Here is an 11,318-nt window from a genome sequence, read left to right on the forward strand (position 1 = left end):
GAGGTCGGGGAGGTCCGCCGCGCGCCCGACCGCGCCCACGAAGCGTCCGACGTCGGCCGGACGGAGGTCGTCCGCCTTTCCGCGTAGTGAGTTCACCGCGGAGCCCACGTCACCGGACTCCAAGGCCCGCCAGGCCCGGTCGAGATCTGCCGTCAAGATGTCCCTCTCGTCGATCGGGTCCGGCGATACCGGACCGCGTCCCACCACGTTCCGATGACCGCCCGAGGAGCGGGGTTCTGGGGAACACGTTCCCGAGGTTCGAGGGTACGAAGCGGGCCGAACGCCAGTTCCGCGATGTGGAGATGTGGTGTTTTTGCCGAGAATTGGTGACTCAGAGTGAATGTGAGAGCCGGTTCCGTTGCATAAAGGAGGGTCCGTGCACATTTCACCGAATGAGGGGAAGCGGATATGAGGATGACGGTGGGGCGGATGACCGTGACGATGGCCGCGGCCGCCGCGGGTCTACTGGCCGCGACGCAGTCGACGGTCGCGCACGCGGAGCAGACCGAGGGGATGGAGCCGACGGAGCAGGCCGAGGAGACCGCGGGGACCGAGGGAACGGAGGAGACCGAGGGCTCCGAGGAGGGCGACGATCAGGAGGTCCAAGAGCCAGAGTCGTTCACCAGCGAGTTCACGGTCGACGCGACCCCGGACATGGTCGTCGACGCCGAGAACCAGCAGGTCGACGGCGAGGAGGGCGCGACCGGGACCTACGGACTGCGGCTCAACAGCGATGAGGAGATCATCTGCTACGACATCGAGCTCTCCGGAGTCACCGAACCCTTGGAGAGCTCGGCCGAGACCGCGACCCACCTTCACGAGGCCGCCGAGGGCGAGTTCGGTCCGTCGCGTGTGGCCTTCCCCGACCCGGAGGATCAGGGTGACGGCACCTTGGTCGGCTCTGGTTGCGTGCAGGGACCCTTCACCACCGGTGAGGAGGACGCGGAAGCGGGCACGGACACCGGTGAAGGCTTCACCGTCGCCCAGATCGAGGAGAACCCCGAGAACTTCTACGTCGACACCCACACCGCCGACTACCCGGACGGTGCGGTCCGCGGTCAGCTCCCGGCCGAGGAGAGCGGCTCCGAGGAGGGCTCCGGCGGCGAAGAGGGCAGCGGATCCGAGGAGGGCAGTGGTTCCGGCGACGGTGACGGCTCCGAGGGTGACACCGGCATGGAGGGCGACACCGATACCGAAGGCGGTGATGGCTCCGGTGGAGACACCGATACCGAAGGCGGTGACGGGAACACCGAGTGACCGATCCACGCCGTGACGGCCGGATCTTCGGTCGTGAGGTGACGTGGCGGGGCCCCGAGCCATCGGGTCTCCGTCACGTCCGTGCGAGGCCGGACGAAGGACCTCTGATCAGTGCGGGTCGATGACGTCGGTGACGTCGATGTCGACCCTCGCGACCCGCAGTCCCAACCGGTCATGGATGAACGCCGTCATGTCCCGCCGTGCCCCGTCGCCCGCTTCGGGGATGGGCGTCCCCGCAAGGACCCGCGCGGTCGCGGACACGATGACACCCTCGGATGCCCGCTCGATGCGGCAGCGGCCGACGAACAGCCCCCGCGCGGGGTCCACCGAGGCGCGGAGCATCGACGACATCGCGGAGTGGCGGATCTCGGTCCTTCCCGACACGCCCTCGGTGAGGGGGAGGGTCCGTGTGGAACGGGCCTCGGCGCGGACCTCGCGCATCACGTCGTCCAGCAGGCCGGGCGGTGCGGTCACACGGGGGCGGGAGGACATGGCCTCGACCAGTGGCCGCAGCTCCACGGCCACGGCTCGACAGTGCGGGCAGGCGCGCTCGTGTTCGGTGAGAGTGCTCTCGGCGAGGTGGTCCAGGAGTTCGTCGATCGATGTGCCACAGGGCAGCGGATCGTGGTCGTCGAACGGGTCTACCGCCATGACTCAAGCGCCTCCACGAGATGGGTACGCGCGCGGTGGATGCGTCCGCGTACGGCGGTCGGGGTCGAATCGACGATCTCGGCTATCTCCTCGTAGCCCAGCCCTTCCAACTCCCGCAACACCCAGCAGATTCTCTGCCGTGGTGGCAGTCCGGTCAGGGCCTCGCCGAGGGCCGCGCGCAGGTTCGTCGCGAGGGCCCTGTCGGCGGGGCCCGCGGAACTCTCGGCGAACCGCGGCTCTTCCTCCGACCCGTCGCCGGAGTCCTCGGGGCGCCGGGCGCGCACGGCGTTCAGGGCGAGCCGGCCGACGATCCGGTACAGCCAGGCCCGGAAGGTCCGCGGGTCACGGAGATCGGTCAGTTTGCGCCAGGCCGTGATCAGGGCCTCCTGTGCGGTGTCCCTGGCTTCGGCGGGGTCTCCGAGAGTTCGTAGAGCGATGCGGTAGACGGCGTCCTGGTGCAGTCGGACGAGACTTTCGAAGGCCTGCTCGTCCCCGTCCTGCGCCCATTCCACGAGCAGGCTCTCCGGCGGTTCGGTGTCCGTGTGCATCCGTTGAGCCGGCTTCCCCCACGTCGATCGACCACCCTTGGTCATCATTCAACTACAGGGAAGTCCGCTTCACGGTGGAACGACGTGGCCCACCTCACGTAGGAATCCGCGTGAGCGGATGGGCGCCGGCCGTGTCCTCCCCACGTAAGGACGAAGTATCGTGCCCCCCGCACACCCTCGGGAGTTGAAGAGCATGGTCGCGAACGAGGCCGTCGTCGCCCACCCCTCGGCCGGGCACGTGCAGATCCGTGTCCTGCGTCCCCGACGTTCCCCCTCCACCATCGTGATCTGCGCGGTGGCCCTGGTGATCACCACCGGTGCCACCGCGGAGGTCATGACCTCGCTGATCGGGGCACCGCTCCCGCTCCTTCAGCCGGAAGGAGAGCCCGCTTCGGAGGTCGGTGCCTGCTGGACCGATCCCCGGACCGTCCTCGCGGCCCTGGTGGTCTCCACGGTCGGCCTCTTCCTGCTCCTCACGGGGTTCCTCCCGTCCGAGGACGCACCCATGGAGTCGGGCCGGGACGACCGGGATCAGGCCGCCGAACCCTCCTTCGCGGATCCGGCGACCACCTGATCCCTCTAAGAGGACGAACCCTTCTCGGCGGCGAGGCGGCGGACCTTGCGGCCTCCGTACACCGCGCGTCGCATCAGCTGGTCCAGGGGACCCGGGCGGTTGCGCGATTCCAGGAAGGAGGCCGCCTGCAGGCTCACCGACCACGCCGACGCGGCCACCAGGAGAGCCCCCGCGGCGCCCACCACGTCGCCCAACCCCACCAGGTGGGTGTGCAGGACCACGGCGACCAGGACCGAGTTCAGGAGATAGAAGGTGAGCGAACGCTTGCCCATGGCGGCGACGGACCTGGTCAGCGGTCCTTGGTTCCGGTCCAGCCGGATGCTCCACAGGGCGAACAGGGCCGCGTAACCGGCGCCGCCCAGTACCCCGGTGAGCACCTGGAGGGCCATGTACAACCCCTCGGCGATCACGTCCGGGGAGATCACGCCCACGGCGGTCAGAGCGGAGGGCACCGCGCTGAGCACGGACACCCCGATACCGATCACCGCGATCTTGGTGAGCAGCCCCTTGTGCCCGACCGGGTCGTCCAACAGCCCGGCGCGGCCCGCCCGGTAACCGAGGACCACCAAGAGCAGCAACGGGTACGCGAAGGCGATGAACAAAGGGCTGAAGGGCAACCCCACCACCCGGCCGATCCAGTCCTCGACGGTCAGGTACCCGGGCAGCGCGAACCCCTCCGGCCCCTGCGTCGTTTCGCTCATGCTCACTCCGACCATCGCGACCGGCACGGTGATCGCGTAGAACACCGCGAACACCAGGGCCGCCCGCACGATCGCCTTGTCGGAACGCAGCAGCAGCCAACCGGTGACCAGCGCCGCCAGGCCGTAGGACGTGAGGATCTCGCCGGGGAAGACGAGGAGGGCGTGCACGGCGCCGAACAACAGTAGGAAGAGGCCCCGCCGTCGCAGCAGTCTGCGGACCTCCTGTTCGGAGGTGCCCTTGGCGCGCCGCCGGGAGACCATCCAGGCCATTCCGTAGCCGAACAGGATGGCGAACATCGGAAAGGCGCGGTTGTCCAGGAACAGCGTGGTGAACAGGGCCGCGAGCCGGTCCTCGACGGGCTCGCCGGACACGTCCACACCGAATCCGACCCCGGAGTACACACCGGCGTAGGCCATGGCGATGAGCAGCAGCATGACGCCGCGTGCCAGGTCGGGGGCGAGTTCGCGCGTTGCTTTCGGCGCAATCGTGGAACCGGTGGAACCCTCCGTCGGTGCCGACATGTCGACATGTCCTCTCTCAACCGATGTGGGTCTGGGCCGGGCGGTGCCGGTGGACTTCAGTCTCCGTCGGGGGAGGGGCCCGGCGCATCGGTCGGCGGGCCGGCCGACCGGCCGGCCGGGGCCGCCACGTTAGGTCGGTCGGCCACGATCGGATCCGACCGACGGGAGGGGCCTCGGCGTGGGGAGCGCGTCGAAAGCGGGTAGGTCGTGTGGGTGGGGCGCGGCGCCATGCCGACGGCGCGGTGGCCCCGCCAGAACCTCGACGACCCGGGAGGCGGCATGAGCCGGTTCTTCATGAACGAGCGCGAGACACTCGTCGAACAGGCGCTGGAGGGGCTCGTCGAAGCCCACGGCGGCCTGGTCGACGTGCACACCGATCCACTGTTCGTCACCCGCCGTGTGCCGGCCACGGGCAAGGTCGCGCTGGTGTCGGGTGGTGGTTCCGGGCACGAACCCCTGCACACCGGCTTTGTCGGCCAGGGCATGCTCGACGCGGCCGTGCCGGGGGACGTCTTCGCCAGCCCCACGGCCCTTCAGGTGCGCGCGGCGATCCAGGCCGCCGACACCGGTGAGGGGACGGTCATGGTGATCAAGAACTACACCGGCGACGTTCTGAACTTCTCCATCGCCGCCGAACTCCTCTCCGAGACGCACCGGGTCGAACAAGTGCTGGTCGATGACGACCTGGCCACGCAGAAGGAGGACGAGGGAGGTCCCGGCCGGCGGGGGACCGCCGCCGTGGTCGCGGTCGAGAAGATCTGCGGAGCGGCGGCCGAGGCGGGGGCGCCCGTCGTCGAGGTGCGGGAGCTGGGCCGGGAGGTGGTGGCGCGGTCGGCGACGCTCGGTGTCTCGTTCGAGGCGTGCACCAACCCGATGACCGGACGACGCTCCTTCGACCTGGAACCAGGGGAGATGGAGTTCGGCGTGGGCATCCACGGTGAACGCGGCATCGAGACCCGGCCCACCACCGGTGCCGCGGAACTCGTGGAGAGTCTGGTGACGCCCCTGGTGGAGTCGGTTGGGCTGCGCCGTGGCGACTCGGTCCTGGCGATCGTCAACGGTCTGGGCGCCACCCACGGACTCGAACTCGGAGTGGCGGCCCGCGAGACCCGACGGGTCCTGGACGGGCTGGGGATCGGCGTCGCCCGCTCCCTGGTCGGCCCGTACGTGACGTCGTTGGACATGAAGGGGCTGTCGATCACGCTCACGGCGTTGACCGACGACCTGGTGAAGTTCTGGGACGCGCCGGTACGTACCCCGGCGTTGGTGTGGTGACGGGAGTGGTGGACATGACGGGTGACGGGAACACGGCCGACCTGACCGGCGCGGAGACCAGGGCGTGGCTGCTCGCGTTCGCCGAACGGGTGATCGCCGAGGCCGACGAACTCACCGAACTCGATCGGAAGGCCGGTGACGGCGACTTCGGATGGAACATCTCCTCCGCGCTCAAACGGGGCCGTGAAGGGTTGTCGGGGATCGAGGGCGAACATCCGGCCCAGGTGTTCCAGACCGTGTCCGACGCCTTCCTCGCCTCCGGGGGGACCAGCGGTCCGCTGTTCGGGCTGTGGTTCGGTCGGCTCGGTACGGGGCCATCCGCACCCTGGGACGTTTCGGCGCTGGGTGCGGCCTTCGGCAGGGCCACCGGGGCGGTGCGCAGGCTCGGCAAGGCCGAGGTGGGGCACAAGACCATGGTGGACGCGATGGCGCCGGCGACCGACGTGCTCACCGAGACCTCCACGGGAACCTGGCGGGAGGCGGTGGCGGACGCGGCACGAGCCGCCCGCGCGGGCGCGGACTCCACCGGTGGGATGATCGCGCACCGAGGGCGGGCCAGCTACCTGGGCGAACGCGCACAGGACGTGCTCGACCCGGGTGCGGTGGCCGTGGCGTGGTTCTTCGAGTGCGCCGAGGGGGTCTGAGGAGAGGGCGAGCCCCGGGGCCGATAGCCTCCCGTCCCACGGGCCGAGGACACGGATCGAACACGCGGACCGAGAGCGGGGGACGGGTATGAGCCAGGCCAGGACCGATGTCGGCGACCACAGGGGCGACCACAAGGTCGTCGTGATCACCGGAGCCGGCGCGGGGATCGGTCGCGTCACCGCGCGACGTCTCCTCGACGACGGTCATTCGGTGGTCCTGGCGGGCCGTCGTGCCACGACCCTGGAGGAGACGGCCGAGGACCGCCCCGGGGCGATGGTCGTGGAGACCGACGTGACCTCGCCCGACTCGGTTCGGTCGTTGTTCGGGGCGGTGCGTGAACGACACGGGCGCGTGGACGTGCTGTTCAACAACGCCGGCGTGTTCGGGCCCGCGGCGTCGGTGGACGAGGTCACCGACGAGGACTGGCGGGATGTTCTGGACACCAACGTCACCGGGGCGCTGTACTGCGCCCGAGAGGCCGCGGTGCTCATGCGCGACCAAGAACCCCGGGGCGGCCGGATCATCAACAACGGGTCCATCTCGGCGCACGTGCCTCGGCCGTTGAGCGTGGCGTACACGGTGAGCAAGCACGCCATCAGCGGACTCACCGCCTCCATGAACCTGGACCTGCGCGGTCACGGCATCGCGTGCACCCAGATCGACATCGGCAACGCCGCCACCGCCATGACGGAGGGGTTCGGCGCCAACGCCCGCCAGGCCGACGGTTCGGTGCTCCCCGAACCCACCATCGACGCCGCGCACGTCGCCGACACCATCGCGCACATCGTGTCCCTGCCGTTGGACGTCAACGTGCCCACCCTGACGGTGATGGCCCGGGAGATGCCCTTCGCGGGCCGCGGCTGACCTCGGCGCGCCGGCCAGAACCCACGCGCCCCACAGGTTTCGGACCCCACCAGAACACGAAGCGGGGCGTTGACCGCTGTGCTAACGTCGCTTCCTCTAGGCGACCCGGACCTGGCCCCCTGGCCCAGGGACGTGCCGATTGCACGTTCTTCAGCCGTCAAGGGGAGTCGCACCCGTGCGTGTCCACCTCGCGGTGTACGCCCGAGGGCTACGCCGCCATTCGACCTATCGTGCCGCGCTCGTCGCCGGCCTCATCACCAACTCGGTCTTCGGTGCCATCAACGCGATGGTCCTGCTCGCAGTGTTCTCCGCGCGCCCGGAGATCAACGGGTACGACGCCTCCGACGCCGTCACCCAGGTGTTCGTCGGGCAGATGCTCATCACGGTCACCATGATCGTCAACACCGGGCCCTCGCTCGACCTCGCCGAGCGCATCCGTACCGGTGAGGTCGCCAACGACCTGCTCCGCCCGATCTCCCTCCAGGGATGGTGCCTGGCGCAGGACCTGGGGCGGGCCACTTGTGGTTTCCTCTTCCGCGGGGTGCCGACCTTCCTGGTCGGCGTGGTCCTGTTCGACGCGGTGGTGCCGTACGAGGTCGTGGCGGCGCTGGCGTTCCTGACCTCGGTGGTGCTCGCGGCGCTGGTCGGCTTCGCCCTTCGGTACCTGTACTCGCTCTGCGGATTCTGGATGTTGGACAGCCGCGGGGTGTGGGCGGTCACCGGGCTGGTCGGGCCGGTACTCGCGGGGATGATCCTGCCACTGCCCCTGTTCCCACCGGCGATCGCGGACGTCCTGCGGCTGCTGCCATGGGCGTCGATGGTGCAGATCCCCGCCGAGATCCTGCTCGGCAAGGAGTCCCTGCACGGTGGCGGAGTTCTGAGTGGTCTGGCCCTCCAGGCGCTGTGGGTGGCGCTGCTGTTCGGGGCGGGTGCCCGGGTCACCGCCACGGCCACGCGCAGGGTGGTGATCCAGGGTGGCTGACACCGAGGACCGCGCCGAGACCCCCGGGGGTGTGCGGCCCGATCCCGGACATGAGCGGTCCGGTCGGTTCCGGCAGGCGGCCACGACACTCCTACGACCGTTCGCCGACTACCGGCGGTCGGCCTGGCTGTGGGTGCGGGCCTTCGCGCAGTACCCGCTCTCCCTCGTGCTCATGTCCCTGGCCGTCACGGTCAGCGTCCTCACCCAGGTCGGTGCCGTGGTGATCCTGTTCGGTCACGCCGACACCCTCGCCGGATTCAGCGTGATGGAGGGGCTGCTGGTGTTCGGGCTGGCTTCGAGCGCCTTCGGGACCGCGGACATGTTCGCGGGTTCGGTGGAGCGCCTGGGAAACCACATCCGATCGGGGACCCTGGACGCCATGCTCATCAGGCCGGTGTCCCCACTGGTCCAGGTGGCCGCGGACGAGTTCTCACCACGACGGTTGGGCAAGGTCGTCCCGGCCCTGGCGATTTTGGGGATCGCCCTGTCCGGGGTCGACGTCGAGTGGTCCGTGGCCAAGGCGGGTCTGCTGGTCTCGATGATGCTCTCCGGCACGTTCATCTGCGCCGCGATCTGGGTGATCACCGGGTGTCTGCAGTTCTTCATCGCCGGTGCGCGCGAGGCCGCCAACTCGCTCACCTACGGAGGGCAGGCCCTCACCGAGTACCCGATCGCGATCTACGGGCAGGAGATCGTCCGCTCGGTCACCTACGTGGTGCCGCTGGCCTTCGTCAGTTGGCAGCCCGCGCTGCTCGTCCTCGACCGTCCCGACCCCCTCGGAATGCCCGAACAACTGCGTTACCTCGGGCCGGTCGTCGCGGTCCTCCTCTGCGTCTGCGCCGGCCTCACCTGGCGGTTCGGACTGCGCCACTACCGATCCACCGGGAGCTGAGAGATGACCCCGAACCAGACCCTCCAACGAGGGGCACACGGAGAACCGATCATCGAGGCCGTCGGCCTGGGGCGTGACTTCGTCCTGTCCGAGGGCCCGTTCCTGCGCCGGACCCGCCGTCGGGTCAGCGCGGTCGACGACGTCACCTTCACGGTCCGGGCCGGGGAGATCGTCGGATACCTCGGACCCAACGGTGCCGGGAAGTCCAGCACCATGAAGATGCTCACCGGCATCCTCACCCCCACTTCGGGGACCGTCCGGGTGGCGGGCCTGGAACCGGCTCGACGACGCACCCGGTTGGCCGCGGAGATCGGGGTGGTGTTCGGGCAGCGCACCACCCTGTGGTGGGACCTTCCGCTGCGAGACAGCCTGTCCCTGACCAGGCACCTGTACCGGGTGCCTGAGCGTGAACACGCCGAACGATTGGCGGAGCTCACCGAACTCCTCGAACTCGGTCCCTTCCTGGGCACGCCGGTCCGACAGCTCAGCCTGGGCCAGCGCATGCGGGGCGACCTCACCGCGGCCCTCCTGCACGCTCCACGACTGCTGGTCCTGGACGAACCGACCATCGGACTGGACGTGGTGAGCAAGTCGACCATCCGAGAGTTCCTGCTTCGGACCAACGCCGAACGGGGCACCACCATCCTCATCACCACCCACGACCTGGGTGACGTGGAGCGTCTGTGCGACCGGGTGATGGTGATCGACCACGGTCGGTTGGCCTTCGACGGTGATCTCCCCGAGTTGCGCGCGACCGTGCCGGTGCCGCGGGTCCTGGTGGTCGACCTGGCCGCTCCGGTGCCGAGGATCGAGGTTCCGGGGGCCCACACCGTGCGGGTGGAGGGACCCAGGCAGTGGTTGGAGCTGCGGGACAACCCCGCCAGGGTGATCGCAGAGGTGGCCCGGGACCACGAGGTGGTCGACCTGACGCTGCGCGAACCCGACATCGAGACGGTGGTGTCGTCGCTCTATCGCGGGACGGTACCGGTGGAGAAGGCGGACAGAGCCCGAGGGGTGTGAACCTGGCGGAGGAGCGTGGGCACGGAGCGGAAGGGAGAACGTGGCCACGGCAGGGGGAGTGGGCACCACGCGTGGTGGTGGTATCACCACCATGGAATCCGGGGCCGCGCCCGAAAGACTCGGTCGTATGGACAGAACCCTTCCGAGCCCGGTGCGTTGGTCCACGTTCCTGTGGTCGCTGGCGATCACGGCGGGCATCATCGAGACCTCCCTCGCGGTGGCGCCCGGGCCGGCCGAGGGCGCTGCGGCGCCCTGGCTCGCCCTGTCGGTCCGCGGACTGCTCTACACCTTCTCCGCCCTGTTGGTCGTCTGGTTCGCCAGGGGACACCGCTGGTCCAGGGTGACGCTCGTGGTGCTGATGACCGGTGTGGGCCTGGCGAGTGTGCTGGTGTCCATGGGACTGGGAGTGCTGTCCGGCCCGGGGGTGTTCGTCGGCCTCGGCTATGAGGGCCAGGGGGCCGCTCTGGGGCTCCGGGGCGTCCACACCCTCGTGTACGTGGCCGCCGTCGTCGTGGCCACCGTGATGGCGTTCCTCCCCGCCTCGGGCCGCTACTTCGCCGCCGGCGAAGTCGAAGAAGGTGCCTTCGCCCCGGGGAGCGCGGGACGATCGAACGCCGAGCGCGCCGCCGACCACGCCTCCAACGGCCGCATCCTGCTCACCACCGGCTGACCGGCTGATCGCCGACCGGTTCGATCTTCGGGGCACGGTCCGGTCGTCCACAGGGGTGGGACCGGCCCGTCCTCGCCCGACGTGTTCGGCCCACCGGGGCATACGGGGGAGCGGCGCTCTTCGCGTGCTTCGGAGTGCCCTCCCACCGCCTTCCGCGGCGCTCAACGGAGCGGTCGCCGCACTTCACTCCACACCGGAAAAATGGTGCGCATGACGCTGCTCTCCTACGGCATGTGGCTCGGAGCCACGTCCGGTGTGCTCTCCTGCGTCGCGTACACGATCGCAGCCGTGGCCCAACGCAGGCTCGCGATCCGGTTGTCCGAGCCGCTGACGGGAGGACGGCGGCGCGGTCTGTTGCTGCGGCACCCGCTCTGGTGGGTGTCACCGGTCTTCAACGGAGGCCGTGCCGGGTTCCAGGCGGCGTCGCCCCGCTCACCGTGGTTGCAGCCCCTCGGCGTGCTCGTCCTGGTCTTCGGTATGCCCTGGACCGCCCGGCTGGAGCGGGGGCGTGGGCCGGATCCCTTCGATGGCCTGGCGAAGTCACCTGTCGGCCGGTGCCGCCGGTGTCGCGTTCGGGCTCTCTTCCGCGACGGTGAAGACCGCCGTGTGGGCCTTCGGGGACTCCGGGGTCGCCGGGTTCGCCCACGCGGCGACCCTCGCCGCCCCGGTGGCCTCGAACGCGCTTTCGTTGCGTTGTTTCGTCACGACCGTGATCCG

General features: G+C 69.7%; 12 protein-coding genes and 1 pseudogene. 10 read left to right on the forward strand and 3 right to left on the reverse strand.

Annotation, left to right across the window (positions count from 1 at the left end):
• The first annotated feature begins 429 nt into the window (after nucleotides 1-429).
• Nucleotides 430-1,257 (forward strand): CHRD domain-containing protein, encoded by an 828-nt coding sequence (locus tag K8V84_RS07740; protein ID WP_304072331.1) that lies wholly within the window; start codon nucleotides 430-432, stop codon nucleotides 1,255-1,257.
• A 108-nt stretch (nucleotides 1,258-1,365) separates the two neighbouring features.
• On the opposite strand, the gene K8V84_RS07745 is transcribed toward K8V84_RS07740, so the two are convergent.
• Together K8V84_RS07745 and K8V84_RS07750 are read right to left on the reverse strand one after the other, a co-directional pair.
• Entirely contained in the window at nucleotides 1,366-1,908 is a 543-nt protein-coding gene (locus K8V84_RS07745) for a hypothetical protein (protein WP_304072333.1), read from the reverse strand.
• On the reverse strand, nucleotides 1,899-2,456 hold the full coding sequence (locus K8V84_RS07750; protein ID WP_304072335.1) for an RNA polymerase sigma factor: 558 nt from the start codon (nucleotides 2,454-2,456) through the stop codon (nucleotides 1,899-1,901). Before K8V84_RS07750 ends, K8V84_RS07745 begins: the two co-directional genes overlap by 10 nt.
• 160 nt (nucleotides 2,457-2,616) lie before the next feature.
• Here K8V84_RS07750 and K8V84_RS07755 point away from each other — a divergent pair, with 160 nt between their 5' ends.
• Nucleotides 2,617-3,030 (forward strand): hypothetical protein, encoded by a 414-nt coding sequence (locus K8V84_RS07755; RefSeq protein ID WP_304072338.1) that lies wholly within the window; start codon nucleotides 2,617-2,619, stop codon nucleotides 3,028-3,030.
• A 5-nt stretch (nucleotides 3,031-3,035) separates the two neighbouring features.
• Here K8V84_RS07755 and K8V84_RS07760 read toward each other — a convergent pair whose 3' ends face one another.
• Complete coding sequence (locus K8V84_RS07760) at nucleotides 3,036-4,253, reverse strand: DUF418 domain-containing protein (protein ID WP_304072340.1); 1,218 nt, start codon at nucleotides 4,251-4,253, stop codon at nucleotides 3,036-3,038.
• Nucleotides 4,254-4,532: 279 nt separating this feature from the next.
• Between K8V84_RS07760 and K8V84_RS07765 the strand changes: the two genes are divergently transcribed.
• The 8 genes and pseudogenes from K8V84_RS07765 to K8V84_RS07800 form a co-directional block, all read left to right on the forward strand.
• Complete coding sequence (locus tag K8V84_RS07765; protein ID WP_304072342.1) at nucleotides 4,533-5,528, forward strand: dihydroxyacetone kinase subunit DhaK; 996 nt, start codon at nucleotides 4,533-4,535, stop codon at nucleotides 5,526-5,528.
• 14 nt (nucleotides 5,529-5,542) lie between these two features.
• A complete protein-coding gene (locus K8V84_RS07770; RefSeq protein WP_304072343.1) occupies nucleotides 5,543-6,172 on the forward strand; it encodes a DAK2 domain-containing protein in 630 nt (209 codons plus the stop codon).
• A gap of 88 nt (nucleotides 6,173-6,260) precedes the next feature.
• Nucleotides 6,261-7,037 carry an SDR family oxidoreductase gene (locus K8V84_RS07775; RefSeq protein ID WP_304072346.1) on the forward strand — a complete coding sequence of 259 codons (777 nt, stop codon included), beginning with the start codon at nucleotides 6,261-6,263 and terminating at the stop codon, nucleotides 7,035-7,037.
• Between the two features lie 175 nt (nucleotides 7,038-7,212).
• Nucleotides 7,213-8,019 carry an ABC-2 family transporter protein gene (locus K8V84_RS07780; protein ID WP_304072347.1) on the forward strand — a complete coding sequence of 269 codons (807 nt, stop codon included), beginning with the start codon at nucleotides 7,213-7,215 and terminating at the stop codon, nucleotides 8,017-8,019.
• 127 nt (nucleotides 8,020-8,146) lie between these two features.
• Nucleotides 8,147-8,911 carry an ABC transporter permease gene (locus tag K8V84_RS07785; RefSeq protein WP_304072354.1) on the forward strand — a complete coding sequence of 255 codons (765 nt, stop codon included), beginning with the start codon at nucleotides 8,147-8,149 and terminating at the stop codon, nucleotides 8,909-8,911.
• 3 nt (nucleotides 8,912-8,914) lie between these two features.
• Nucleotides 8,915-9,931, forward strand: a complete 1,017-nt coding sequence (locus K8V84_RS07790) for an ATP-binding cassette domain-containing protein (protein WP_304072349.1) — start codon at nucleotides 8,915-8,917, stop codon at nucleotides 9,929-9,931.
• Nucleotides 9,932-10,058: 127 nt separating this feature from the next.
• Nucleotides 10,059-10,601 carry a hypothetical protein gene (locus K8V84_RS07795; RefSeq protein WP_304072351.1) on the forward strand — a complete coding sequence of 181 codons (543 nt, stop codon included), beginning with the start codon at nucleotides 10,059-10,061 and terminating at the stop codon, nucleotides 10,599-10,601.
• Between the two features lie 201 nt (nucleotides 10,602-10,802).
• Nucleotides 10,803-11,318: pseudogene (locus tag K8V84_RS07800) on the forward strand (hypothetical protein); the annotation flags it as partial.

The sequence above is a fragment of the Nocardiopsis listeri genome (assembly GCF_020741345.1).
GTDB classification, from domain to species: domain Bacteria; phylum Actinomycetota; class Actinomycetes; order Streptosporangiales; family Streptosporangiaceae; genus Nocardiopsis; species Nocardiopsis listeri_A.